27 protein-coding genes and 2 tRNA genes are annotated in these 25,273 nt (G+C 52.3%); 20 read left to right on the top strand and 9 right to left on the bottom strand.

What is annotated here, in order from left to right; all coding sequences use genetic code 11:
- The first annotated feature begins 22 nt into the window (after window positions 1–22).
- Complete coding sequence (locus FKN99_RS07255; RefSeq protein ID WP_406565422.1) at window positions 23–1,060, top strand: proline racemase family protein; 1,038 nt, start codon at window positions 23–25, stop codon at window positions 1,058–1,060.
- A 34-nt stretch (window positions 1,061–1,094) separates the two neighbouring features.
- On the opposite strand, the gene FKN99_RS07250 is transcribed toward FKN99_RS07255, so the two are convergent.
- The 3 genes from FKN99_RS07250 to FKN99_RS07240 form a co-directional block, all read right to left on the bottom strand.
- Window positions 1,095–1,331, bottom strand: coding sequence for a DUF1289 domain-containing protein (locus tag FKN99_RS07250; RefSeq protein WP_172117230.1), 237 nt, complete (start codon window positions 1,329–1,331; stop codon window positions 1,095–1,097).
- A 26-nt stretch (window positions 1,332–1,357) separates the two neighbouring features.
- Window positions 1,358–1,774 (bottom strand): alternative ribosome rescue aminoacyl-tRNA hydrolase ArfB, encoded by a 417-nt coding sequence (arfB, locus tag FKN99_RS07245; RefSeq protein ID WP_172117229.1) that lies wholly within the window; start codon window positions 1,772–1,774, stop codon window positions 1,358–1,360.
- 71 nt (window positions 1,775–1,845) lie between these two features.
- On the bottom strand, window positions 1,846–2,793 hold the full coding sequence (locus FKN99_RS07240; protein WP_172117228.1) for a D-2-hydroxyacid dehydrogenase family protein: 948 nt from the start codon (window positions 2,791–2,793) through the stop codon (window positions 1,846–1,848).
- A gap of 103 nt (window positions 2,794–2,896) precedes the next feature.
- On the opposite strand from FKN99_RS07240, the gene FKN99_RS07235 reads away from it, so the two are divergent.
- The 5 genes from FKN99_RS07235 (at window position 2,897) to FKN99_RS07215 (ending at window position 6,130) form a co-directional block, all read left to right on the top strand.
- On the top strand, window positions 2,897–3,511 hold the full coding sequence (locus FKN99_RS07235; protein ID WP_172117227.1) for a flavin reductase family protein: 615 nt from the start codon (window positions 2,897–2,899) through the stop codon (window positions 3,509–3,511).
- A 250-nt stretch (window positions 3,512–3,761) separates the two neighbouring features.
- The gene (locus tag FKN99_RS07230; RefSeq protein ID WP_172117226.1) at window positions 3,762–4,391 is read left to right on the top strand and encodes an NAD(P)H-binding protein; all 630 of its coding nucleotides are present in this window, start codon (window positions 3,762–3,764) and stop codon (window positions 4,389–4,391) included.
- A 231-nt stretch (window positions 4,392–4,622) separates the two neighbouring features.
- Entirely contained in the window at window positions 4,623–5,192 is a 570-nt protein-coding gene (locus tag FKN99_RS07225) for a DJ-1/PfpI family protein (protein ID WP_172117225.1), read from the top strand.
- A 137-nt stretch (window positions 5,193–5,329) separates the two neighbouring features.
- Window positions 5,330–5,692: a ribbon-helix-helix domain-containing protein gene (locus FKN99_RS07220; protein ID WP_172117224.1), complete on the top strand. Its 363-nt coding sequence runs from the start codon at window positions 5,330–5,332 to the stop codon at window positions 5,690–5,692.
- Window positions 5,693–5,788: 96 nt separating this feature from the next.
- On the top strand, window positions 5,789–6,130 hold the full coding sequence (locus FKN99_RS07215) for a hypothetical protein (RefSeq protein WP_172117223.1): 342 nt from the start codon (window positions 5,789–5,791) through the stop codon (window positions 6,128–6,130).
- Between the two features lie 2 nt (window positions 6,131–6,132).
- Here FKN99_RS07215 and FKN99_RS07210 read toward each other — a convergent pair whose 3' ends face one another.
- On the bottom strand, window positions 6,133–6,351 hold the full coding sequence (locus tag FKN99_RS07210) for a DUF3820 family protein (protein WP_172117222.1): 219 nt from the start codon (window positions 6,349–6,351) through the stop codon (window positions 6,133–6,135).
- Window positions 6,352–6,493: 142 nt separating this feature from the next.
- Between FKN99_RS07210 and mqo the strand changes: the two genes are divergently transcribed.
- Window positions 6,494–8,197 carry a malate dehydrogenase (quinone) gene (gene mqo / locus FKN99_RS07205; RefSeq protein ID WP_172117221.1) on the top strand — a complete coding sequence of 568 codons (1,704 nt, stop codon included), beginning with the start codon at window positions 6,494–6,496 and terminating at the stop codon, window positions 8,195–8,197.
- A gap of 95 nt (window positions 8,198–8,292) precedes the next feature.
- Here the strand turns inward: mqo and FKN99_RS07200 are convergent, their stop codons facing one another.
- Window positions 8,293–9,168 carry a LysR substrate-binding domain-containing protein gene (locus FKN99_RS07200; RefSeq protein WP_172117220.1) on the bottom strand — a complete coding sequence of 292 codons (876 nt, stop codon included), beginning with the start codon at window positions 9,166–9,168 and terminating at the stop codon, window positions 8,293–8,295.
- Between the two features lie 130 nt (window positions 9,169–9,298).
- On the opposite strand from FKN99_RS07200, the gene FKN99_RS07195 reads away from it, so the two are divergent.
- Window positions 9,299–9,724 (top strand): VOC family protein, encoded by a 426-nt coding sequence (locus tag FKN99_RS07195; protein WP_172117219.1) that lies wholly within the window; start codon window positions 9,299–9,301, stop codon window positions 9,722–9,724.
- Window positions 9,725–9,769: 45 nt separating this feature from the next.
- Here FKN99_RS07195 and FKN99_RS07190 read toward each other — a convergent pair whose 3' ends face one another.
- The gene (locus FKN99_RS07190; protein ID WP_172117218.1) at window positions 9,770–10,663 is read right to left on the bottom strand and encodes an AraC family transcriptional regulator; all 894 of its coding nucleotides are present in this window, start codon (window positions 10,661–10,663) and stop codon (window positions 9,770–9,772) included.
- Window positions 10,664–10,868: 205 nt separating this feature from the next.
- On the opposite strand from FKN99_RS07190, the gene FKN99_RS07185 reads away from it, so the two are divergent.
- Both FKN99_RS07185 and FKN99_RS07180 read left to right on the top strand, forming a co-directional pair.
- Complete coding sequence (locus tag FKN99_RS07185) at window positions 10,869–11,930, top strand: NAD(P)-dependent alcohol dehydrogenase (RefSeq protein ID WP_172117217.1); 1,062 nt, start codon at window positions 10,869–10,871, stop codon at window positions 11,928–11,930.
- Window positions 11,931–12,087: 157 nt separating this feature from the next.
- Window positions 12,088–13,761 (top strand): methyl-accepting chemotaxis protein, encoded by a 1,674-nt coding sequence (locus FKN99_RS07180; RefSeq protein ID WP_172117216.1) that lies wholly within the window; start codon window positions 12,088–12,090, stop codon window positions 13,759–13,761.
- A 90-nt stretch (window positions 13,762–13,851) separates the two neighbouring features.
- Here FKN99_RS07180 and FKN99_RS07175 read toward each other — a convergent pair whose 3' ends face one another.
- Window positions 13,852–14,619, bottom strand: coding sequence for a class I SAM-dependent methyltransferase (locus tag FKN99_RS07175; protein WP_172117215.1), 768 nt, complete (start codon window positions 14,617–14,619; stop codon window positions 13,852–13,854).
- 182 nt (window positions 14,620–14,801) lie between these two features.
- On the opposite strand from FKN99_RS07175, the gene FKN99_RS07170 reads away from it, so the two are divergent.
- From FKN99_RS07170 to FKN99_RS07160, 3 genes are all read left to right on the top strand, one after another.
- Window positions 14,802–15,068 (top strand): DksA/TraR family C4-type zinc finger protein, encoded by a 267-nt coding sequence (locus tag FKN99_RS07170; RefSeq protein ID WP_172117214.1) that lies wholly within the window; start codon window positions 14,802–14,804, stop codon window positions 15,066–15,068.
- Between the two features lie 255 nt (window positions 15,069–15,323).
- Entirely contained in the window at window positions 15,324–16,055 is a 732-nt protein-coding gene (nfsA, locus tag FKN99_RS07165; RefSeq protein ID WP_172117213.1) for an oxygen-insensitive NADPH nitroreductase, read from the top strand.
- A 124-nt stretch (window positions 16,056–16,179) separates the two neighbouring features.
- Entirely contained in the window at window positions 16,180–16,776 is a 597-nt protein-coding gene (locus FKN99_RS07160) for a hypothetical protein (RefSeq protein ID WP_226912096.1), read from the top strand.
- Between the two features lie 22 nt (window positions 16,777–16,798).
- Here the strand turns inward: FKN99_RS07160 and FKN99_RS07155 are convergent, their stop codons facing one another.
- Window positions 16,799–17,323 carry a helix-turn-helix domain-containing protein gene (locus tag FKN99_RS07155; RefSeq protein WP_087106281.1) on the bottom strand — a complete coding sequence of 175 codons (525 nt, stop codon included), beginning with the start codon at window positions 17,321–17,323 and terminating at the stop codon, window positions 16,799–16,801.
- Window positions 17,324–17,611: 288 nt separating this feature from the next.
- Between FKN99_RS07155 and gltX the strand changes: the two genes are divergently transcribed.
- The 3 genes from gltX to FKN99_RS07140 all read left to right on the top strand — a co-directional run bounded on the left by gltX (window position 17,612) and on the right by FKN99_RS07140 (window position 19,393).
- On the top strand, window positions 17,612–19,090 hold the full coding sequence (gene gltX / locus FKN99_RS07150) for a glutamate--tRNA ligase (protein WP_172117212.1): 1,479 nt from the start codon (window positions 17,612–17,614) through the stop codon (window positions 19,088–19,090).
- A 131-nt stretch (window positions 19,091–19,221) separates the two neighbouring features.
- Window positions 19,222–19,297: transfer RNA gene (locus tag FKN99_RS07145), tRNA-Ala, on the top strand.
- A 20-nt stretch (window positions 19,298–19,317) separates the two neighbouring features.
- A tRNA-Glu gene (locus FKN99_RS07140) sits at window positions 19,318–19,393 on the top strand.
- A gap of 626 nt (window positions 19,394–20,019) precedes the next feature.
- Here the strand turns inward: FKN99_RS07140 and gltA are convergent.
- Window positions 20,020–21,306, bottom strand: a complete 1,287-nt coding sequence (gene gltA, locus FKN99_RS07135; RefSeq protein WP_172117211.1) for a citrate synthase — start codon at window positions 21,304–21,306, stop codon at window positions 20,020–20,022.
- Between the two features lie 499 nt (window positions 21,307–21,805).
- Between gltA and sdhC the strand changes: the two genes are divergently transcribed.
- Genes sdhC through FKN99_RS07115 form a run of 4 tightly spaced genes read left to right on the top strand, consistent with a single transcriptional unit; the run spans window position 21,806 to window position 25,038 of the window.
- Window positions 21,806–22,183 (top strand): succinate dehydrogenase, cytochrome b556 subunit, encoded by a 378-nt coding sequence (gene sdhC, locus FKN99_RS07130; RefSeq protein WP_087106275.1) that lies wholly within the window; start codon window positions 21,806–21,808, stop codon window positions 22,181–22,183.
- Window positions 22,177–22,524, top strand: coding sequence for a succinate dehydrogenase, hydrophobic membrane anchor protein (sdhD, locus tag FKN99_RS07125; protein WP_172117210.1), 348 nt, complete (start codon window positions 22,177–22,179; stop codon window positions 22,522–22,524). The genes sdhC and sdhD overlap by 7 nt, the downstream gene beginning before the upstream one ends.
- 3 nt (window positions 22,525–22,527) lie before the next feature.
- On the top strand, window positions 22,528–24,300 hold the full coding sequence (gene sdhA / locus FKN99_RS07120) for a succinate dehydrogenase flavoprotein subunit (protein WP_172117209.1): 1,773 nt from the start codon (window positions 22,528–22,530) through the stop codon (window positions 24,298–24,300).
- 27 nt (window positions 24,301–24,327) lie between these two features.
- Entirely contained in the window at window positions 24,328–25,038 is a 711-nt protein-coding gene (locus tag FKN99_RS07115) for a succinate dehydrogenase iron-sulfur subunit (RefSeq protein WP_087106268.1), read from the top strand.
- Window positions 25,039–25,273 lie beyond the last annotated feature (235 nt).

The following is a 25,273-nucleotide window of genomic DNA, read 5'->3' as shown; positions in this document are numbered from 1 at the left end:
AAAGATCCATACGCTTCAATTAATGGATACTCATGCGGGGGGCGATGTCAGCCGAATCGTAACGGGCGGGATTGATGCTCTGCCGGGCGCCACGGTGCGGGAGCAAATGGAGTACCTGCGCGATGATGCCGATGGCTTGCGTCGCTTGCTGCTGGAAGAGCCCTACGGTATTCCGGAGATGTCGGTGGACTTACTGGTGCCAGCGACGCACCCCGAGGCCGCTGCGGGTTATATCATTATGGAAGTCATGGGCTACCCGATCTATTCAGGCTCCAATACCTTGTGTACGGCAACCGCGGTGCTCGAGTGTGGGATTGTACCTAAGCAGGAAGGCATTCAGCAGTTTTCGTTGGAGGCCCCGGCAGGCCTGGTACATATTGAAGCGCGTGTGCATAACGGTGTGGTCGAGTCGGTTACCTGTGAGGGTTTGCCCAGCTATATTGATACCTACCGCGATACCGTCCAGGTGCCTGGTATCGGCACCGTGACGTACTCTGTCGCCTATAGCGGAGGCTTTTACGCGTTAGTGGATGCTGCCGAGCTTGGTTTTAAGCTTATTCGTGAGGAAGAGCAGGCGCTTTCGGCCTGTGCGCATAAAATTGTTGAGGCCTTGCAGGCTCAGCGCGGCTTTTCCCACTACACGCTGGGTGATGTAGGCCCGTTGCCTTTCCTGCATTTTATGGGACCCGAAGAGCAAGTGGGTGAAGGGTATGTACGCTCTCGTTCAACAACCTACGTTCATCCGGGTGTGATTTGTCGCAGTACTACCGGCACCGGCACCTCCGCCAGGCTAGCGTTAATGAACTACGAAGGTCGACTCAACATAGGGGATAAACTGGAAACGGTCTCGCTACGTGAAACCGGGTTTATTGGCACGTTTACAGGGACTCATCAGGAAGGCGCCTACCAGGTGGTTGAAAATACGATTACCGGGCGCAGCTATGTGCTGGCTCAGTCGGATATCGTGATCAACTGTGATGACCCTCTGGTTTCCTGCGGTGAGCTGCACCATATTTTGAGCGACCGCCACTCTGTTAACCACCAATCTGTTAACCTCTGATCTGTTAATCAATACCCTGTTAATCACTGCTCTGTTAAGTCGGGTGGCTAATCTCGGTTAACGCGATATCGAGATAGCCTTGCGCTTCCAGGCGCTTCCAGGCGCTTCCAGGCGCTTCCAGGCGCTCCCAGGCCGGGGCTTTTTCGGCCTCGGTCATTTGGCCCCAATAGGCAATTTCATCCAGCGTACGGCCACAGCCTTGGCACGTATTTGTCGTGTCTAGCTGGCAGTGCTGGATGCAAGGAGAGAGCGGTCGGGAAATGGTGGTCATGCGCAATTCAATCGACTCAATAGCGCTTACGAAGAGGAAACTTTACCACGTAGCGATTTGATTTTTCCTTTGCGGGTCTTGTGGTCAACGCGACGTCGCTGGGAGCCTTTGGTGGGTTTTGTCGGGCGGCGTACCTTTTGCTGCCGAGTCGCGCTGATGATCAATTCTTTCAGGCGAGCAAGGGCATCTTCTTTATTAAGCTCCAGCGTGCGATAACTTTGCGCCTTGATAATCACCACACCCTCTTTACTGATGCGTTGATCATTGAGTGCTATCAAACGTTCTTTATAAAACGGCGGCAGGGTAGAGCGTGAAATATCAAAGCGCAGATGTACCGCTGACGCCACTTTGTTGACGTTCTGACCGCCTGCACCCTGAGCGCGAATTTGGCTAATATCAATTTCCCAGTCGGCCAAGGCAACATGGTTGGAAATAGTGAGCATCAAGTCCTCTGTGTCACAGGTGAGTAATAAGGCTAGCACACTTGACACAGAGGTGGTCGCAGCGACGGAGTTTAAGAGGCGAGATTAGTGACCGGCTCACCGTTGCTAAACGCGACGACATTCGCAAACGCGTCACCAAAGTAGAGCTCGTAGCTATCTTTTTCGACATAACCCAAGTGAGGCGTCGCTACGCAGTTGGGCAGGGTGAGCAGAGGATCGTCGCAGGTCGGCTCGCTATCGAAAACATCAACCGCCGCGCGTCCTGGCCTGCCTGCTTCGAGGGCGCTAACTAATGCACCTGATGCAATTAACGGTGCGCGACTGGTGTTTACCAGAAGCGCTGTGGGTTTCATGCAGGCTAAATGGTCAGCGGTCACAATACCCCGCGTTTCATCGTTTAGGCGCAGATGTAGGCTAAGCACATCGGCACGTTTAAAGAGATCCTGCTGGCTCTCGGCAACCGTTAACCCGGCGTCCATGGCTCGTGCTCTGGTGCCTTCGCGCCCCCATACCAGCACGTTCATTTCAAATGCCTGTGCGTAACGGGCCACCAGGCTACCAATTTTGCCCAAGCCAAAAATCCCCATTGTGCGGCCTTTTAGCCCAGTGCCCAGCGTTTGTTGCCAGCGGCCAGCTTTAAGGTTTTCTACTTCTTCAGGCAGGTGGCGCATGCCGCAAAGTACCAATCCCCAGGTTAATTCGGCCGCCGCGTGCGGCGAGCCTTTACCTGTCATAACGGTAACGCCTTGTTGCTGACACGCTTTTAGGTCGACATGAGCCGCACCGCCCCCGGTTTGGCTAATCACTTTTAAATTGGGCAAGCGTTCAAGCAGCGCTGCAGTGATAGGGGTACGTTCACGAATTAACACAAGCGCATCCGCGTGATAAAACCGTGCCACCAACGCCTCAAAATCGGTCAGCGTATCGTGATAAATAGTTACGTTGTGCCCGTTGAGCATTGCATAGGCATCCAAATGGCGTACACAGTCCTGGTAATCATCAGGTATCACGATATTCATTGGCAGGTCCTTGGTCGGTGTAAGATCATCGAAAAAAGCAGCGCCGATAGCGTGCTGTTATAAGGTGATACTACTCTCATGCTAGGCAATCAAGGATCAACGAATGAGCGACTATTTATTAGAGGATTCCCCGTTAAGTGCTGGCATGATTTACCGTCTACTCTCGGGAAGTATCTGCCCTCGCCCGATTGCATGGGTGGCCACGCAGGATGTCAGCGGGAAAGACAACCTTGCCCCCTTTTCGTTTTTCAATGTGGCAAGTGTAACCCCGCCTGTTTTGGCCTTTTCGCCACTTCTGGATGGCAGTGGGCAGCCTAAAGATACCCTGCGCAATCTAGAGGAGTTGCCGGAGTGCGTAGTGCATGTTGGCAGTGAAGCGCTGATTGAAGCATTGAATACAACCAGTGCCAGCCTGCCCAGAGAGGAAGATGAGTTTACGCTTGCAGGGCTTGAAAAAACTCTAATGCCAGGCGTCACAGTGCCACGCATTGCTGCCTCCCCAGTTGCCTTTGGTTGCAAGCTTTATGATCTGATTCGCTTTGGTGACCAGCCTTTGGCAGGTACGCTCGTGCTGGCGCAGATAGTCTCTATTCATATTGACGACACCTTATGGGATGGCCGTCACGTGGATATCGATTTACTCAAGCCGATTGGCCGACTAGCGGGCAGCGACTACGCTCGCGCCACTGATCGCTTTGCTATTGAGCGCCCGGCTTAGGGAACTGCTTTTGCCTTGGCCTACCAGGTTTGGTCCGAGCCCAGTACCTTATGAGTGTGCATGAGACCTGCACTGTCGTTGCCACAACACAAGACACCTACACGTTTAGCTTAATGCTGTTGCAGTGTTTTCTTTCAGCGAGCGTGCTCTAAGCACGTTCGCTGTTTTACGCCCAAGGCTTGATTTCTCCAAGCTGTGGCTGCACTAACTAATGAATAGCCCGTGAATATACGTAAACCAGAGAGGCAACATGACCACATTAGTAATAGGTGCCAATGGGCAGATTGGTAAACAGTTTTGTGAACTCGCCCAACAGGCTGGGGAGCCGATTAAGGCAATGATCCGGGATGAAAGCCAGGCAGAGTGGTTCAGCGAGCGTCAGATCCCCATCATTGTGGCTGATCTTGAGGGTGAGTTTGAACACGCCTTCGAGGATTGCGATCAGGTGATTTTTACTGCTGGCTCAGGCCCGCATACTGGACCGGATAAAACGCTCATAATTGACCTTTATGGTGCTATCAGAGCCGCTGATATCGCCAGTGAAAAAGGGCTTGATCGCTATATTATGGTGAGTGCTATTCGCGCAGAACATCCGCTTGAAGCACCCGAAAAGATGCGCCCTTACATGGCCGCCAAGTTTGCAGCGGATAGCCATCTACGTTTTGCCAAGGTTCCCCATGTCATCCTTAAACCAGGCCCCTTGACTAACGAGGAGGCAACGCACGGGTTTGCCGGGACAATGGAGGCATCTCCTGAACAATCCATTACCCGGGCAGATGTTGCCCATGCCTTGCTGCACGTTGTGAAAACACCTACGTTGAAAGACAAGGAGTTCACGCTCTTGAACGGTAAGGAACGTATTAGTGACTTGGTGCGTTGAGCCTGAACATCACATAGTAACGATCTAAGCTTCCCCTTACCCTTGGCAAATTATGGCTTGAAGAGCGCCACATACAAGCGTGCCATCATGCATCTGCCGGTTTGACCGCGTGTTTTCGCTATAAAAAAATCAGTGTAGTAATGGTGTACTACCGCTATCGAAAACGTGCTTGCTAGGCTTGTTTGGCACACGCAGCGTGTGCGCAACGACAAAACAAGAAGGAGTACGGAGATGACCAGCAAGCGCATTCTGATGATTACCGGCGACTTTACTGAAGATTACGAGACCATGGTGCCTTTCCAGACATTGATGGCTGTTGGTCATCAGGTTGATGCCGTTTGCCCTGGCAAGGCATCGGGCGACACCGTGGCGACAGCGATCCATGATTTCGAAGGTGATCAAACCTATTCTGAAAAACCTGGCCACCGCTTTGCGCTCAATGCTGATTTTGAGCGTATTGATCCCGCTGACTATGATGCGCTGGTGGTGCCCGGCGGACGTGCTCCGGAATACCTACGCTTGAATCAGGATGTGTTGGCGATGGTTCGGCACTTTTTTGAAGCCAATAAGCCTGTCGCTGCGATTTGCCACGGCGCGCAATTGCTAGCCGCTGCAAACGTGCTCAAAGGCAGGCAGTGTTCTGCATACCCGGCTTGCCAGCCAGAAGTTGAGTTGGCAGGCGGGCATTTCGCCAGCATTGAGGTAAATGAGGCGGTAACCGATGGCAATCTGGTGACGGCGCCCGCTTGGCCAGCCCACCCAGCTTGGCTTGCTCAATTTATGGCGCTGCTAAACCAGTGAGCGCTGGGCCGTTAGCATCATCATACAAAGCAAAGCTTACGCGCCTACCTAACAGACATGCACCTAGCAGACATTAGGCGCGTAGCGTATTTGCCCGCTATGCTAACGGCTTACCTGAACGTTAAGAGATCACACCCATGTGCAAACTCTTTATTCACGCCAATCCTGAATTATGGTCCAGTGCGACGCATTCACTGCGTATTGATGGCATGGTGACGAGCGTGCGAATGGAGCACTACTTCTGGCTTATTTTGGAAGAGATCGCCACGCGTGATGGTATGAATACGGCTCAACTGATTACTCGCCTGTATCATGAATCTATCGATGCCGGACACGACCTGGGCAACTTCACCTCGTTTTTACGCGTGTGTGCGCTACGCTATCAGGCGCTTCAACTAACGGGAGATATTCCCACTCCGCATGAAATACCGATTGCGACGCTGGATGCTGAGGAGATACTCGTGCGTGAAGGCCGCTCCAGGCGCCGCCAGGTTCACTAATCACTGACCGTCTCAGCGTGATAGTGAGTAGCGATAAAGCCAGTACGTGAGACAGTAGGTGAGACAGTACGTGAGACAGACATTAACAGGGTTTTTATGACAGATGTTGCGACTGCCGTGCGCCAATTACTCACCACGGCACCCGAAAAAACATTACCGATCACCTATCAGCAAGTGGCTGCGGCGTTGGGTCTGACACCTCCACGTACTATTCAGCGGGTGGCTCAGGCGCTAGAGCAGCTGATGCGCGATGATGCTGCTGCCCATCAGCCGTTTATCGCCGCGCTGGTGGTAAGCCGCCGGGGCGATAATATGCCCGCTGCTGGTTTTTTTGAGCTGGCCGTAGCGCTGGGGCGCTTTCCCGATGACGCCACGCAACATGCCAAGGCGTATCGTCATGAATATCAGCAGGTATTGGCGTCGCGCTCAAACGCGTAACCTTACTTGGACGGCTTGCGTAACGGCTCCAGCAAGTCGCTTAACCCATTATGGTCAATTTCCTGCATTAGTTGCAGCAGTTGGCCAATCTCTCCCGATGGAAAACCTTCCCGCGCAAACCAGTTAAGGTAGGGCCCCGGCAAGTCGGCAATGAGCCAGCCCTGGTGTTTGCCAAACGGCATGGTGCGAGTTACCAGTTTTTCAAGGTCTTCAGGTCTCATGTCTTACTTTCCTTTGTGCGTGTCTATCGCATTGGTTTCCGAAAAGATCTAATTTTGCTAGACTTTAGTCGAAGTCAATACCCCCCTCGATGCCGGGCAATTATAGCTTCGGCAAGTTATTTCTGTATCGTCAGGATATGACATGCATAAACATTTACGTTTTTTACTCTGCACACCGCTTTTAGCGTTTGCAGCGATGCCCGTTGCGGCGGATGAGCCTGTTGATGTTGTATTAATTGGTGGCGGCATCATGAGCGCCACACTAGGTACCTATCTTCAAGAATTAGAACCCGACTGGGATATCCATCTTTACGAGCGCTTGGGCCAGGTCGCTGAAGAGAGTTCCAATGCCTGGAACAACGCAGGCAGCGGTCACTCTGCCTTCATGGAAATGAACTATACGCCGGGTGATGGCGACCACGTTGAAATTGAGCGTGCGGTTAACGTTACCGAGCAGTTTGAAATCTCCCGCCAGTTCTGGGCCCACCAGGTCGATCAGGGCATCCTGAGCGACCCGAAAGCCTTTATTAATTCGGTGCCGCATCATGCGCTGGTGTGGGGGGAAGACGATGTCGCTTTCCTACGCGAACGCTACGCACGCATGACCGAAAACCCGCTTTATGAAGGCATGGAATACTCGGAAGATCGCCAGGAAATCGCTGAGTGGATGCCGCTGGTGATGGCTGGTCGTGATGAGAACACGCCGGTTGCCGCGACTCGTATGCAGATGGGTACGGAAGTTAACTACGGCGCGCAGACTCGCCAGATGGTTGAAGGCCTGGGCGATAGCGATAACTTCACGCTTTCGCTTAACAGTGAAGTGCGCGGTCTTGAGCGTAATGACGACGATACCTGGCACGTGACGATCAAAAACCTGGAAAGCGGTGATGAAACCACCATCGATTCCCGGTTTGTGTTCATTGGTGCGGGCGGTGCTGCGCTGCCGCTGCTTCAGGAATCCGGTATTCCGGAAGCGGACGCTTACGCCGGTTTCCCGGTGGGTGGCCAGTTCCTTTACACCACCAACCCTGAGGTTGTCGCCCAGCACCAGATCAAGGTGTATGGCAAAGCCGGTGAAGGTTCTCCGCCGATGTCGGTTCCGCACCTGGACTTCCGCAACTTGGATGGCGAGCCTGCGCTATTTTTTGGTCCATTTGCCACGTTCTCAAGCAAGTTCTTGAAAGAAGGCTCCTGGACCGACCTGTTTGGCTCCATAACATTTAATAATATCTGGCCGACAACCCAGGTGGGGTTGCATAACTTCAATCTGGTGAGCTACCTGGTGGGTCAGGTAATGATGTCCGATGACGACCGCTTTGAAGCGCTGCAGGACTTTTTCCCTGAAGCGAACAGCGATGACTGGAAGCTTTGGACCGCCGGTCAGCGGGTTCAAATCATCAAGAACGACCCTGAACATGGCGGCCTGCTGCAGTTTGGTACTGAAGTAGTAAGTGCTGAAGACGGCTCAATCGCTGCGCTTCTGGGGGCTTCACCCGGTGCCTCAACCGCGCCGCCCATTATGCTGCATTTGCTGGAAAACGTGTTTGCTGAGCAAGTGCAAAGCGATGCGTGGCAGGAAAAGCTGACCGAAATCGTACCGTCTTACGGCCAGCGTCTTTCTGAAAATCCGGAGCTGCTGCGTGAAATGCGGGTATACACAGCAGAAGCGCTTAAGCTGAACGAGCCGATGAACGTTGCTGAAACAGACACAGACGTTCAAACGGAAGTTGAAAGCGCGCAGCCTGAATCAGAAGCCTCTGATGCCGGTGATGAGAGCAGCGCTGACGAAAACGCTGATGCACAAAGCGAAGAGCAGGACACTGAAACAGAAGAAGTTGTTCTGTAAGGTTTTGCTTACTCAAACCTGAACGCACTAGCGTGCCATGTCAGGTGCGGTCGATAACGCTAGCCCCTTTTTAAGGGGCTAGCGTTTTTTTGGATTCAATAGTGAGGATTGGCAGCTTCACAAATCAGCTGGGCAAGCGCGTGGGCTGGGGCACTTAACTGGCTGTTTGCGCGATGAATCAATCCTACATCCCGATGAAACGTATGTTCACTCAGCGGGATGGCGCGCACCGCTGGTGGCCAGGGCTGCAGGGCGGCTACCTCTGGCACCAGGGCAATGCCCACGCCGTTGGCCACCAATTGGATAATGGTATCCAGCTCGTCCACCTCACACAGCTCATGCACATGACAGTGCTGGGCGCGTAAAAAGCGGTCGACTTGGCGGCCGCCAAACGAGGTGCGGTCGTAACGCACAAAAGGCTCGCGGCTGAGCAGCTTGCGCCAATCATCGCCTTCCGTTAAGGCCGGGACGATTAGGCGGTAAGGTTCATGGGCCAGTGGTGTCCAGCGTAAATCGCTGTGCAGTGAGAAAGGCGGGCGAATAATGGCCGCCATATCAAGCTCGCCTGCATCCACCTGATTGACCAGCGCCATGGAGAGCCCCGGCAACACGCGGCTCCGGCAGTCGGGATAGGCTCGGTGAAAACGAGCCAAGGCACTGGGCAGTAGCGAGCGCTGAATGGAGGCAATAGCGCCTATGTTCACCGGCGTGCTGGCAGGCTTGTCGGTATTGGCTTCGCCAAGTGTCCGATAAAGGGCGAGTAGGGTATGCGCCTGTTGAAGAACGTCCTGGCCTTGCGCCGTTAATACCGCCGCACGCCCTTTTCGGGCAAACAGGGTAACGCCCAGCTGTGCTTCCAGCCGTTTCATCTGTGCGCTAACAGCCGCTTGCGTTAAGCCAATTTTCTGGCCTGCCGAGGCAAAGGTACCTTCTTGAGCGACGGCTGTTAGGGTTTTAAGCTCTCGTATCATTAATAAATAATATTTGTGAATTGGCGAAAAAGATATTGATTTTATTTTTATAAGGCTCGGCCTAGGATGACCATCGCGGGTTGGCACTTCGTGTCACTCATTACATAACGAGAGCGAGCAGGAGACCACTATGAGCCTTTCCCCCTTTCATTTGGCCATCCCGGTTTACGATGTAGCGCTAGCCCGGGCTTTTTACAACGACGTTTTTGGTCTGGAAGAAGGGCGCTCCAGTGACAACTGGGTCGACTTCAACTTTTTTGGTCACCAACTAGTAATTCACGGCCACCCTAAAACGCCCAGCCAAGAGAATGCCCATACCAACCCGGTAGATGGCCACGACGTACCGGTGCCGCATTTCGGCGTAATTTTAGAGTGGGAGGAGTGGGAAACACTTGCCGAGCGCTTGACGTCACGCAACACCGTCTTTGTGATTGAGCCTTACGTACGCTTTAAAGGTGAAGTGGGCGAGCAAGCCACCATGTTCCTGCTCGACCCCTGTGGCAACGCGCTAGAGTTCAAGGCGTTCAAGGACAAGAGCCAAATCTTTGCAAAGTAAGTCTGCAAAGTAATTTCGCCAGTGAGCTAGCCAAGTAAGCGATAACTACCCCTGCAACATCTGCTCTTGGCGACGATGTTGCAGGGGAGATTCGCCAAAGTAGCGTTTATAGTCACGGCTGAATTGCGGCACGCTACGATAGCCGACCGCCAATGCCGCCTGGTTGACATTATGGCCCTGCTGCGACAGAAGCTGCTGGGCTTTTATCAACCGCAGCCGCTTTAGGTACTGGGCTGGCGAGGTGCGAGTAATCTGCTTGAAATAGTGATGGAACGTCGAAACGCTCATGCTGGCTCGCTGAGCCAGCTGTTCAACCGTAAACTCATCGGCGAAGTTTACGTGAAGCTTCGATAGCACCTGCGCAATGCGTGAATAGTGCCCTTGGCCGTTCACCAGCGCCCTGAGTGCGGGCCCCTGTTCTCCTTTCAGCGCCTCGAAAACCACCTCGCGGATGCGCGACATCCCCATGACCGCACACTCTGTTTCGCATTTCAGCGTGTTTGCCAAGCGGGCAACGGCATGCTGCATACCTTCTGTCATGGCAACGGATGCCATGGGCTTGGGAGAAAGGGCGGGTGTGCCGGCATCGCCCATGGCCATGACCATCTCGCTTAACAGGGGCGGATCCAGCTTTACTGAAATACCCAGTAGTGGTGCTTCGGGTGAGCCATGAGTTTCACACTCAAACGGCAGCGGCAGGGTCTGTACCAGGTAGTGGCCGGGGTTGTAGTGAATTTCACGATCTCCCAGATAGCCCACTTTCCGGCCCAGAGCGATAACGGTCAAGCTGGGCTCGTACAGTAACGGAGTGCGAGCTTGATGGCGCCCCAAACACAGCAGCGAGACGCCCGGTAGATGCGTCTGGGTGATGCCGTCTGCCTGGGTTAGCGCTGCAATAGTGCGCGCCAAGGGCGGGTAGGTAGGAAGCAGCGAGCTCATGAAGACCTGCCTGAAACGTGCAAAAATGGGTGGCTTCGGATAATAGTGCCATAATATCGGTTTATTTTTGTTATTTAATCACAGTTATTTGGAGGAATAGGCAAAAAATACGGAGCTTCGCTCATCGTTATTGCGGTTTAATCGGCGAATAATGGTCAGGCGTCCTCACGGTCACGAGGATCACCGATTTAAGGAGTTGTATCTGATGAGCCAAGCTAAATCCTACGCTGCCTTTGCGGCGGATAAACCGTTAGCGCCTTTTTCATTCGAGCGTCGTCAACCGCGTGCCGATGATGTCGCCATAGAAATTCTTTACTGCGGTGTTTGCCATAGCGACCTGCACTTTGCTCAGAACGATTGGGGCATGAGCCAATACCCGGTCGTGCCGGGGCATGAAATTGTAGGCCGAGTCACCTCGGTAGGCAGTCAGGTGAGCCGTTTTAAAGCAGGCGATTTAGTGGGCGTTGGCTGCATGGTTGATTCTTGCCGCACCTGTAGTGCCTGTAATGGTGGCGTTGAACAGTACTGCCTGGAAGGGTCCACCATGACCTACGGTAGTGAAGACCGCCAAGACGGCACGATTACCCAGGGTGGTTATTCCGATAGCATCGTGGTGAGCGAACATTTCGTGTTGAGCATGCCTGATGGCATTGACCTTGCCTCTGCAGCCCCTATTTTGTGCGCAGGTATCACTACCTATTCGCCGCTTAAGCACTTTGGTATCGGCAAAGGACATAAGCTGGGCGTTATCGGTATGGGCGGTTTGGGCCATATGGCTGTGAAACTGGCCAAAGCACTTGGCGTAGAAGTGACCGTCTTTACCCGTTCCGATGCCAAAGTAGAAGAAGCCAGGCGTAATGGCGCCGACCATGTGGTGGTTTCAAGCGACCCAGCACAGATGGAAACCGTGGCTGAGAGCTTTGACTTCATGATGGATACCGTACCCGTTCAGCACGACCTAAATCCTTACCTAAAGGCGCTTAAATACGACGGTACGCATATTCTTGTTGGTTTGCTGGAGCCTATCGAGCCTCCTGTGGAAGCCTTCAACCTGGTATTCAAGCGTCGTGTCGTGGCAGGTTCTTTAATTGGTGGCATTGCTGAAACACAAGAACTTTTAACACTGTGTGCTGAGCAAAACATCACGTGTGATATCGAAATGTTGGATATCAATAATATCAACGAAGGGTTTGAGCGCATGGCGAAAGGCGATGTGCGTTATCGTTTCGTGATTGATATGGCAACCCTTAAAAATACTGCTGCTTAAAAAAGCGTCGGTATTTACCCATCGTGGCCTAAGCCATGGTGGGTTTTTTTATACCTTTTAGTTATACATAGGTCGATAGTGGCACATAAAGTACTTCAGCTTGGTTTACTCTTGCCGATAGTAATGAACAACCATAAACGGCAAGGGAATCAGTTGGATGAGACATCTCTCTATTAAGTGGACTTTGACCGCAGCGCTCGCGCTGATGGTATTGATGATAGGACTGATAAGTGGATTGGGGTTTTATGCCAATCACACCAGCGGCCGAGCGCTTGAGGAGTTAGCCGATGTCAATGTTCGGTTAACCAATCTCGCCAACCGTACCCAAGTCAATGCACTCAGAGCACAAACGTTCCTGGACCGTTTTGCAAGCTTCAGTACGCAAGGCAATCCTGATAAAGGCCTGGAAAGCCTCCAACTGGCGATTGAGGCCGTAGCAATGGCCCAAGCGAATTTTGATGAATTCAGTGCGCTGTCGGTGCCAGAAGAGAGTGAGCTTGCCGGCTACCGTGAGGCTGTTGTTTTAAGCTACGAGGCATTTGTTACCGACGGCATTGTGCCCCTGCTGGAGGCTCCGCCGTTCCAGGTGCAGCGTCACCAGGAGGAATTAGGCGAGAGTGGTGTACGGCTGGATGAGGCCATGAACGGTTTTATCGCTTACACCGAGGCACGGGGGCAGCGCGTGATCGAGCAGGTGGGGAATTTGACCCAAACGGTCGGCGTGATTGCATTAGCGCTGCTCATCCTTTCGTTAGTGGCCGCCACTATTATCCGTATGGCTATGATGCACAGCGTCGTGCGCCCACTTAACCAGGCAATAGCGCATTTTGCCACCATTGCCGAAGGAGACTTGACCGACCGCATTGAAGCGCGAGGGCGTAACGAGGTGGGCCAATTGTTCAGCGCCCTGGCGGACATGCAGGCCAAGCTGAAAGCACTGGTGCACTCTCTACGCAGTAGCAGCGAGAGCGTTTTTAATGGCGCGGGCGATATCTCATCGGGAAGTCAGGACCTCTCTTCGCGCACTGAGCAGCAGGCATCTGCGCTGCAGCAAACAGCTTCGAGCATGGAGCAAATGTCAGCGACCGTGAGCAAAAACGCAGAAACCGCTCACACTGCAGACCAGCTGTCGATTGCTGCCTCTCAATCAGCGGAAGCTAGCGGCGAAGAAGTGCAGCGCACGGTACAGTTGATGCGTGACATTGCAGCCAGCGCAAGCCGCGTTAACGACATTATCGGGGTTATTGACTCGATTGCTTTTCAAACCAATATCCTGGCACTTAATGCATCGGTTGAAGCTGCTAGAGCCGGGGAGCAGGGGCGTGGGTTTGCGGTTGTTGCCAGTGAGGTGCGCTCATTGGCTACGCGCAGTGCCGCCTCCGCCAAAGAAATTCGTGACTTGATTGGGCAAACAACATCACAAATTAACGGCGGCGCGGAACAGGCTGAACGCAGTGGGCATACGATTCAACAAACGGTGCAGGCGATTGGGCAGGTAACCACGTTGATGAGCGAGATATCCACGGCAAGTCGTGAGCAGGATGGGGGCATTGAACAGATTAATGCCGCACTCACTGAAATGGACTCGGTCACGCAGCAAAATGCTGCCCTGGTGCAACAAACCAGTAGTGCAGCCAGCGCGCTTGAAGACCAGGCGCAGCAGTTAGCCACGTTGATAGCGACGTTTCGGCTAGATGAGCAAGCACCTGCCACCTCATCAAACCAACTGCCTGCGAAAACAGCCGTCATAAAAGAGAGCGTTGGCAAAGAGGGCGTTGGTAGAGAAAGTATTGCTAAAGAGAGCGCAGCTGAGGAGTGGGACGCGTTTTAACTGTTTTAACTACTCTAGCTGTTTTAAGAACGGGGCTGGATGCCTGCCAGGGCTACAAAGCATGTTGCTCTGGCAGGTGGCTGTAACAGGCTATACGTGGGCCGAGACGCGTAAGCGGACATAATCTGCTGTCCAGTTTCCTTGGCCATCTTTTAAGCTATGGCCAAGAAGAATCATGGTGTTATCCATAATTGAGTCTCGAAGATCATCTTCTAATCCATGTAAAAACGGATTGGCGAAGGTTTCAAGCCAGCCTGTCATCCCCGCCGGTAACGCGGTAGGGCGCGGAAGCAGCTCAATTGAATCTACCTGAAAACCAACCGTTTGCAGCAGGTGCGCGTACTCTTCCGTGGTCGGAAAATACCAAGGGTGCCGACCGCGAGCGCTAATACCCCGAAACTGAAGCGAAGCAATGAGCGCGGTACAAATAGCCGCGACATTACCGTGCCCGCCAAACTCAGCCACGAACCGCCCACCCGGTTTTAAAGCACGCTTAACGCCAGAAAGAACAGCCTGAGGGTCCAGCATCCAATGCAGTGAGGCGTTACTGAAAACGGCATCAAATTCGTGGTCAAACGGAAGCTCATGGGCATCAACAACGCGAGCAGTAACGCCGCGTTGACGTGCGGCTGTCACCATTTCCTCTGATGAGTCAATGCCTAATACATCAGCACCAAGATGCATTAAACGTTCGGTTAATGCGCCGTCACCGCAGCCCAGATCCAAAATGCGCTGGCCTGGCTGTGGCGAGAGCAGCTTTACGACGTCACTGCCTAATTTGGGAACAAAATGGGCATTTTCCGCATATTGTCCAGCATTCCACTCTTGACCATAGGCATCAGATTTAATGTTATTCATGGCAGCTTCCTGGCATCGATATGTTTCATCAGGGGATTATCAAAGAGTATAGCCTGAAGCGCTACAACATCCTTGTATGTAAAGAAAATTTCTTAACGCTAAGCGATTCCATTAGTGGCATATTCGTGACCTGCCGATAGCTGCTACCTTGATAGATAAACCAGCGAGTAGGGAATTCAATAATGGCAGGCGGATGGGCAAAAGAGGGTGCCGAACAAGAGCAAATCGAAAGAACACTGGATGATGCTGTCGAGCTTGCCCGCAGTCGGCTGCCGCAGGGCAAAAGCCGTAAGTATTGTGAAGAGTGCGATGAGGTGATTCCTGAGGCGCGCCGCCTTGCAGTCCCCGGGGTTCGGCTATGCGTTGTTTGCCAGAACGAGCACGACAAAAAACAGTCGAACGCTAGCAGCTATAATCGCCGAGGTAGTAAAGACAGCCAGCTTCGCTAAGCAAGCCCATGTTTGCGCTTATTGGATAAAAGCGTTTAGCAGTAGGCTATTAGCGTGCGACTGTGCGATTCTAGGCTTTGTACGAAAACTGCTTGCGCTCGACCATACGGCGTTAAAAATCAGCTCAAAATACTCATTTACCCATGTAAACTCCGTTTTTTCGCTGATTTTTGCCTTGTCTGGTCTTCGCTCAGCGACTTTTCGTACAAACCCTGGTGTTTGATAAGCGATACTGATTTATAAAGGCGAGGTACCATGAACGACGTTATTAAACTCTTGAAATCCCACCGTTCAGTTCGAAAATTCAAGGATCAGCCGATTGCACGAGAGCTTCTGATCGAACTTATCCAGGCGGGTCAAGGCGCGGCAACGTCCAGTCATGTTCAAGCCTATACGGTTATTCATGTTACAAATCCGGCTAATCGCGAGCAGATTGCTGAGTTAGCGGGTGGCCAGCCTTATATTGCCAGCTGTGCGGACTTTCTGGTCTTCTGTGCTGATATGAAGCGCCCAACCGAGGCATCTGAGCGGGCGGGTTCCAACGTTGTTCGAGGGATGACAGAACAGCTGTTGGTAGCCACGGTAGATACTGCTTTAATGGCGCAGAATGTTGCGACAGCTGCTGAATCAGAAGGGCTGGGCATCTGTTATATTGGCGGTATTCGCAATAACCCCCAAGCGGTTAGCGATCTGTTAAAGCTGCCTGAGCATGTTTACCCTGTATTTGGTATGTGCCTTGGCTATCCGTCTCATGAGCCGGAGGTAAAGCCCCGCCTGCCGGTTGAAGCGATCTTAAAAGAAGACTACTACAGCGACGACAGTGCGCAGGTGCAAGCGTTTGATGACACCATGCAGGCGTATTATCAGTCGCGTAGCAGTGGCAATAAAGACACCGATTGGTCACAAAACCTGAAGCCGCTGTTTGATAACAAACTACGACCCCATATGCGCGACTTCTTGATTCAGCGTGGCTTTGAAATGAAGTAGCCCAAACGGCACCTTGCTTATGACTGCCATCTCTCCTCTTCCTGATGCTTCATGAGTGATCAAATTCACTGCTACCAGCAGGTGGCAGTGATAATCTGGAAGCCGCCGTTTTTGAGGAAGCACTATGTGTAAGTTACGAACAGGGTATACGCGACAAACGGGCTTTGGCCTATTAATGGTGGTGACGATGTCGGCTGCAGGATGCAGCGGTTCCGAAGATGAACCCCCGAGTAATGTATCTGAACAGACAGCTACCAGCACGCAACCGGCTGACGCTTCTGTAGCGGAAGAGCCTGCGACCATCGTACCCTTGGAAGTCGCTATTTCGACATCGGTTGCCTTGCGTCCTGATCGGCGCCTGATGGTGGAGGGAGAAACCAATCTACCTGATCAGGCGCAGGTGCAGGTTATTGTCGAGCGCGAAGTGAGTCGTGTGCGCTGGAGGGCGCGTGCGCGGGTTAGTGACGGAGGCTTTATTGCCGGTCCATTTGGTTCAGGGAGCGGTTTGCCGGATGGTGGCTATATCGTACAGGTGCAGCTTTCCGAAGCCAGTGTGCAGCCTCAAACCGTACAAGCCGTGATCGGTAATCGCGGGGAGAATTTGGCGGGAGAGCTGGTTAGCCAATCCCGCCATGGGTTGGGTCAAGTGGCCACCTACTCACGCCGTTTCTTGGTGGGGGAGGAACCAAGACGAACACGTGACCAGGTGGAAGTGCATTAACATTTACGGGGATGTAGATGCTTTAGACAGAACGCCAATGGGCTAACAGTACCGCATGTATTTCTACGTCAGAAGGCGCTTTTGCAAAGTGCTCAAGTACAAAACGCTCATCGCGACTGACAAGATAATGCCCGGCTTTATGAAATACGTGCGTCGGGCCCAGCAGCAGTAAATCATTGGCTGCGACGGGTGAAAAGTCAGTGCCTGAATCTGGCGTTGCCATAACACAGGGTGCTTTCCAGTCGATATTTAACGCTAAATGGTGTGGAACGGTAATTGTCGTTGCTTGCACCTGTTCCCAGGGGAGGGGGCCAGTGTGTTTCAACGTCAACAGTTGAGGGGCGGTGTCGCCTTCCAGCAAGGTAGCAAGTGAACAATCCAACGCCTCGGCTAGAGCGACCAAACGCTCGTGACCAATTTGTTTAATTGCACCTGATTCCCAGTAGGAAATAGTAACATCCGACACGCCAACGTTACGTGCTAGGGCAGCTTTGTTGAGCTTGGCCCTAAGACGCAATTGCTTAATACGTGAGCCTAGCGATTCCATTTCGATTTCCTATAATTGAGCTGTGTAAGCTCGTTAAGTTTACTTCAACCACAGTTGCAGCGATGTGAGCACGCTTAGTGCGTTTAAGCACTTTTTATAAGCATGATCGCCGATCATCGATGCCGCGCCATACTAAGCGATTGTTCAGTGTCGCGCATCTTGTAATCTTATAACCGTATTACTTTTTGTAAGACGCTTAAATATGAAAGTCGTTCCATCTACAGCGCTGTTGGTTATGCGTAGGGTAGGTATAATATCGCTACGCTTTCTCGCTATAAGGATGTCTTGATGACCGTTCGTACTCGCATTGCACCTTCCCCGACGGGGGATCCCCACGTTGGCACGGCGTATATTGCGCTGTTCAATTTATGCTTTGCGCGTCAGCATGGCGGGCAGTTTATTTTGCGCATTGAAGATACGGACCGCGTACGCTCAACGCCTGAGTCAGAGCAGATGATTCTGGACTCCTTGCGCTGGCTTGGGTTGGAGTGGGATGAGGGGCCTGACGTGGGCGGCCCACGCGGTCCGTACCGCCAAAGCGAACGTGGCGATATTTATGCGCAGCATGCTCAACAGTTGCTGGACGCTGGCCATGCGTTTAAATGCTACCGCACTGCAGAAGAGCTGGATGAGCTGCGTGAGTCGCGTAAGGCAGCAGGCTTGCATCTGGCGCTCAAGCCGGGTGACCTGGCTTTGGATGACGCAGAAGCTGCACGCCGGCAGCAGGAAGGCTGGCCTTATGTCGTGCGTATGAACGTGCCCAGCGAAGGTGTCTGTGTAGTAAACGATATGCTGCGCGGTACGATTGAAGTGGAGTGGGCACAAGTTGACGCGCAGATACTGCTCAAGTCGGACGGCATGCCTACTTACCATTTGGCGAATGTGGTAGATGACCATTTAATGGAAATCACGCATGTGCTGCGTGGCGAAGAATGGATTAACTCTGCACCCAAACACCAGCTGTTATATGAATACTTTGGTTGGGAAATGCCTGAGCTATGCCATATGCCGCTTTTGCGTAATCCCGACAAATCCAAGCTGTCCAAACGTAAAAATCCCACGTCGATTAATTTCTATCGTCGGATGGGCTTTTTACCTCAAGCGGTTACCAATTACCTTGGCCGTATGGGCTGGTCCATGCCGGATGAGCGCGAGAAATTTAGCTTACCCGATATGATGGCCGAGTTTGATATTCAGCGTGTATCGCTGGGCGGCCCGGTGTTTGATCTTGAGAAGCTTACCTGGCTCAACGGCGTTTATATCCGCGAGGACCTGGATGATGATGCGCTGCTTACTGCGCTGCGCGAATGGGCGTTTAATGATGCCTATGTAAGGCAGATTTTGCCCCAGGTACGTCCACGCGTAGAAACACTTTCACAAATCATGCCGCTAGCCGGGCACTTCTTCTCAGGCTTACCTACGCTTACAGAAGATGACTTCGCCAGTATTAAGCTGGAGAAAGATGAGTTAGTGAAATTGCTGCAGTTCCTGGTCTGGCGCTTCGAGGTACTACCTGCTTGGGATAAAGAAGCGTTGCTGGCCGAAGTAAAGAGCTTGTCAGCGTATTTCGAGCTTAAAATGAAAGTATTCCTGGCGCCTATTTTTATTGCGATTACAGGCAGTAGCTCAAGCACGTCTGTTATGGATGCTATGGCGATTCTGGGGTCCGATATCACTCGTGCGCGTCTGCGCAACGCTATTGATGTGCTGGGTGGCGTTTCCAAGAAACAAGCGAAACGTTTTGAAAAAGAGTACCGCGATCTGTAAGTCGTTCAGCTAATGGCTGCAGGAAACGCCATTCTCCATTGACGTTAGGCGTCTGGCGTTTTTCTGGGGTATTAATGCGCTTGACGAAGACGAGCGTAATCAGTATTATACGCTCCGTCTTCAGGACATGTGGGGCCTTAGCTCAGCTGGGAGAGCGCAACACTGGCAGTGTTGAGGTCAGCGGTTCGATCCCGCTAGGCTCCACCATTTAGTTTGTTTGTCGTAACGTCCCATTCGTCTAGTGGTCCAGGACACCGCCCTTTCACGGCGGTAACAGGGGTTCGAACCCCCTATGGGACGCCATCTCTTTTATACTCTTCTATCCCCATATTGATGTAGTAATGAACTCTTTCATTTGCTGCGTTTTTTCCTGCCTGTTATCTAGCTGAGCCGCTAAATCCTCACTTTATTTGTGGTATTTTCGCTTGACTTGTCCACTTTTGGTGGTCCTTGCTAAAGGTTGTGCACAACCCCGTGCTGCACCCGCGAAAAATATTCGAATTAACTTATCTTGTTTAAAAACAATGGCTTACATGAGGTCAAAAAATGACCAATTTAAGGGGAGGTCACTGTTCATGGCGATTCAGGGGCATTTGTGAGAGGTTATGAACAAGGTTATCCACAGATAGTGTGGAAAACATTTTTCCAACCTGGCTCTTAAAAAAGTCAAGCGCTATTACGGCCTTTTGCTCGCTTTTTGACTGGCGTTTTCGTCTATTGATGAGGTGAAGCATACGCGTTTGGAGAGGCGTTGTTGGATGCCGTGTTAATGAGGTCAGAATGCGCGTCTAGCGCACGTATTCGAACATGTTTAGAGGGATGGGCTTGCGGGAGTTATTAGGCTTGGAGAGCGGTCATATACAAGCAGAGACGCTTAAACAAGGAAGGCCACCCGTGGGTGGCCTTCTTGAAGATTAAACCATCGAAAATTATTTCGACGGGTAATCGCGTTGGTCATGGCCAGTGTAAAGCTGGCGCGGACGACCAATTTTATAGCTTTCGCTCAACATTTCGTTCCAATGGGAGATCCAGCCAATCGTGCGTGATACGGCAAAGATCACCGTGAACATATTGGTGGGGATGCCCATCGCTTTCAAAATAATGCCAGAGTAGAAGTCGACGTTCGGGTAAAGCTTGCGCTCGATGAAGTATTCGTCTTCAAGCGCAATTTGCTCTAGGCGTTTGGCAATTTTAAGCTGCGGGTCGTTCGCCATGCCCAGCTCGGCGAGTACTTCGTCGCAGGTCTCTTTCATTACCTTGGCGCGGGGATCAAAGTTGCGATACACGCGGTGACCAAAGCCCATTAGCTTGAACGGGTCTTCCTTGTCTTTTGCCTTATCAATGAAGCGTTGGATGTTCTCTTCAGAGTCGTCGCCAATCTCATCAAGCATCGCCAGTACGGCTTCGTTCGCACCGCCGTGTGCCGGGCCCCATAGTGCCGCAATGCCAGCGCTAATGCAGGCAAAGGGGTTGGCGCCGGTCGAGCCTGCCAAGCGTACGGTAGAGGTGGAAGCATTCTGCTCATGGTCGGCATGTAGCATGAAAATGCGATCCATCGCTTTCGCGTAAACCGGGTTGATCTTGTACTCTTCGCACGGGTTGCTGAACATCATGTAGAGGAAATTCTCTGCATAACTCAGGTCGTTGCGCGGGTAATTAAACGGCTGACCAACATTATACTTGTGCGACATGGCCGCCAGAGTAGGCATTTTGGCGATCAGGCGAATAGCACTAATAGTGCGGTCTTCTTCTTTAGTGATATCCATGTGGTCATGGTAGAACGCCGCAAGGCCGCCTACGACGCCGCACATAATTGACATGGGATGCGCGTCGCGGCGAAACCCTTTAAAGAAGTTGTTGATTTGGTCGTGCACCATCGTGTGATTACGAATGCGTGCAGCGAAGTCCGTGTACTGCTCGTCGTTGGGCAGTTCACCAAAAAGCAGGGTATAGCTCAGTTCAACAAAGTTGGACTCTTTAGCCAGTTGGTCAATAGGGTAGCCGCGATGCAGCAGTACGCCTTTGCCGCCGTCAATATAGGTGATGGCAGATTGGCAAGAAGAGGTGGCCATAAAGCCAGGGTCGTAGGTGAACAGGCCTTCCGCACCTAAGCCACGGACATCAATAACGTCTGGGCCAAGGGTGCCGGAGTACATGGGTAGTTCGATCGTTTTATCAAGACCGTCTACCGTCAATGTTGCTTTCCTGTCAGCCATGTTGGCCTCCTTTCGGATTCGGGTTGGGACGTAAAGTCATTGTTTCGCATGCCGCGCCGGCGAAAAGGTTTGCCCACTATAAGAGCGCGCGACATTTTGTCAATTATGCAAAGCGCTAGGCATGGGTGGTGCGTGTATGGTTATGCAAAATTATTATCTTAGACAATTTTTGTATATGGCAAATGATAGCTATAGTAACCAGGTGTCAGAGATTTGACGAATCCTTAACAGGCTTATCAAATTATCGTGACTCTGTCACTATATCGATGCTGCATTGCAAAATCGACTCGGGCGGGCTGCTTTTTTTTGCAACATAATTGAGTTAGGTCCGAGTTCGGTTTGTCAGCAGGGGCGAAGGTTCTTATAATCCACGGCGCGCGACCGGCAGGTAGGTGGTCGTGCCCGACTTGGCAAACGGCCGAGCCCCTTCCAGCAACCACTGCCCGCTCGGGCTATGCCCGACCTGTCGCAGAGCGGGCCAAGAGAGTGTGTATAAGCCGTGAATAGCAAACGACCCGTAAATTTAGATCTAACAACGATACACTTCCCACTTCCGGCACTGACGTCGATTGCCCACCGTATTACGGGGGTTATTCTGTTCGTTGGCCTGGTGTTCGCTTTTTGGGCGTTGGGTAAGTCACTTTCATCTCCAGCAGGCTTTGATGCCGTTAGCAGCGCACTTGCCAATAATTTATTGGCCAAGTTCATTGCTTGGGGACTGCTTTCTGCGCTGGCGTTCCATTTTGTAGCAGGGATTAAACACCTGTTAATGGATGCCGATATTGGTGTGACACTAGAAGGTGGTGTGCAAAAAGCACAGATCACCGTTGTGGTGAGTGCCGTTCTAATTATTCTGGCAGGAGTTTGGGTATGGTAACCAACGTCACAAGTTTTGGCCGAAGCGGACTGTCTGATTGGCTGATGCAGCGTGTGTCTGCGGTGGTGCTGGCCGTTTACACGGTCTTTATGGTGGCCTATCTGTTGTTTAATCCAGACCTTGACTACTACACCTGGAGCGGCCTGTTTAACCAAACGTGGATGCGGATCTTCTCATTGCTGGCTTTTATATCCATTGCAGCACATGCCTGGATTGGCTTGTGGACCGTAACCACTGATTACCTTAAGTCCACTGGCCTGCGCGTAGGTGCCCAGACGCTGATTATTCTGGCTATCTTCGTGTACCTGGTTTGGGGCATTCAAATTCTGTGGGGAGCTTGATAAATGTCTAACCTTCGTAGCCTGACGTTTGACGCCATTATTATCGGTGGCGGTGGCGCTGGCCTGCGCGCTGCTTTAGAACTGGCGAAGTCCGGTAAACAAACAGCCGTCCTTTCCAAAGTCTTCCCGACACGCTCTCACACTGTCTCTGCCCAGGGCGGTATTACCTGCGCTATCGCGTCTTCTGATCCCAATGACGATTGGCGCTGGCACATGTACGACACTGTTAAAGGCGGCGACTATATCGCTGACCAGGACGCGTCGGAGTATATGTGCTCTGAAGGCCCGAAAGCTGTATTTGAACTTGAGCACATGGGCCTGCCGTTTTCGCGCTTTGATAACGGCCGCATCTATCAGCGTCCGTTCGGTGGCCAGTCCAAGAATTTCGGTGAAGGCGGCCAGGCGGCGCGTACTTGCGCGGCGGCAGACCGTACCGGTCACGCACTGCTGCACACGCTTTACCAGAACAACCTTAAGAACAATACAACGTTCTTGAATGAGTGGTACGCGGTTGATCTGGTGAAGAATGGCAACGGTGACGTGGTGGGTTGTATCGCCATGTGCATTGAAACTGGCGAAGTTGTTCACGTTAAATCCAAAGCCACTGTATTGGCGACTGGCGGTGCTGGCCGAATTTACGCATCTACCACCAATGCCCTGATCAATACGGGTGACGGTATCGGTATGGCGTTGCGTGCGGGCTTCCCGATGCAGGATATGGAAATGTGGCAGTTCCACCCGACCGGTATTTACGGTGCGGGCACGCTGGTAACCGAAGGGTGCCGCGGGGAAGGTGGCTACCTGATCAATAAAGACGGCGAGCGCTTTATGGAGCGTTACGCGCCCAACGCGAAAGACCTGGCGGGTCGTGACGTTGTTGCGCGTTCCATGGTCATGGAAATTCTGGAAGGCCGCGGTTGTGGCGAGAAGGGCGACCACGTCTTCCTGAAGCTTGATCACTTGGGTGAAGAGGTGCTGAGCAAGCGTCTGCCTGGTATCGTTGAGCTTTCAAAGACTTTTGCTCATGTCGATCCAGCGAAAGACCCGATCCCGGTCGTGCCGACCTGCCACTATATGATGGGCGGTATTCCGACCAACATTCATGGTCAGGCGATTCTGCAGGACGAAAGCGGCAACGACCAGATCATCAACGGTCTGTTCGCCTGTGGTGAAGCAGCGTGCGTATCTGTTCACGGTGCTAACCGTCTGGGCGGAAACTCCTTGCTGGACCTGGTGGTGTTTGGCCGTGCCGCCGGTATGTTTATTGAAGGCGCGCTGAACGAAGGTATTGAGTACCTGGATGCCTCCGAGTCTGATATTGAATCAGCGATGAAGCGCATTACTCGTTGGAACGAGTCGGAAGGCGGTGAGAGCATTCCTGCGCTGAAAGCAGAGCTTCAGGACATCATGCAGAACTCTTTCGGTGTATTCCGTGAAGAGAAAAACATGCTGGAAGGCGTTGAGAAGCTTGCCAACCTGCGCAGCCGTATTGCCAATGCTCACCTGCCTGATAAGTCCAATGCTTTCAACACGGCCCGTGTAGAAGCGCTGGAACTTGATAACCTGATGGAAGTGGCCGAAGCGACGGCAATTGCTGCCCTTGAGCGTAAAGAGAGCCGCGGTGCCCATTCACGTTACGATTACCCAGACCGTGACGACGTCAACTGGCTGAAACACTCGCTCTACTTCCCGCTCACCAAAGAGCTGAAGCAGCGCGACGTCAACTTCAAGCCGAAAACTGTTGATACGTTCGAACCCAAGGTTCGTACCTACTAAACTCCGCATTGACGAGAGGGAGTTATAATGTCCAATCTTCAGGTATCCGTATACCGTTACAATCCGGAAACCGACTCCGCGCCCTATATGCAGGAGTTCCAGGTTGATACCAAAGGGCGCGATGTCATGGTGCTGGATGTTCTTCATATGATGAAAGAACAGGACAGTGGTCTGGCATTCCGTCGTAGCTGCCGCGAAGGCGTTTGCGGCTCTGATGGTATGAACATGAACGGCAAAAACGGCCTGGCGTGTATTACACCGCTGTCAGATGTTGTGAAAAACAACAAGCTGATCCTGCGCCCGCTGCCTGGTCTGCCGGTTATCCGCGATATGGTTGTGGATATGGGGATTTTCTATAAGCAGTACGAGCGTATTCAGCCGTACCTGCAAAATGAAACGCCAGCGCCCGCCATTGAGCGCCTGCAGTCGCCCGAAGACCGTGAAAAGTTGGATGGCCTGTACGAGTGCATCTTGTGTGCTTGCTGCTCTACGTCTTGCCCGTCGTTCTGGTGGAACCCGGACAAGTTCGTAGGACCTGCTGGCTTGCTGCAGTCTTACCGCTTCCTGGCGGATTCGCGCGATACCGCAACCCGCGAGCGTTTGACCAGCCTGGAAGATCCGTTCTCGGTGTTCCGCTGCCGCGGCATCATGAACTGCGTAGCGGTTTGCCCGAAAGGCTTAAATCCGACGCGGGCCATCGGTAAAATTCGCGAAATGCTGCTCGCAGATGCAACATAAACGCCTTGTGAGTCAATAAAAAGCGTTTGCCACGCAACAAGTCTCGTTTTACTACTTAAATCGTGGCGCTTCGCTTGTTATCATAGGGCTTGTCATAAGGTGCGGCGCGTCGCCGCACTTTATGAGCAGTCAAGTTTAAAAGCCGGTGCTGCGAGTACCGGCTTTTGAGCATGAACTGAGTAAGAATAGCAATTAAGAAATAGCAGTTAAGAAATAGCAATTAAGTAGGGCTTCC

Origin of the sequence: Halomonas hibernica, from assembly GCF_013183775.1 — a bacterium.
In the GTDB taxonomy this organism is placed as follows: domain Bacteria; phylum Pseudomonadota; class Gammaproteobacteria; order Pseudomonadales; family Halomonadaceae; genus Vreelandella; species Vreelandella citrativorans.
This window is presented reverse-complemented; position numbering and strand designations above follow the sequence as displayed.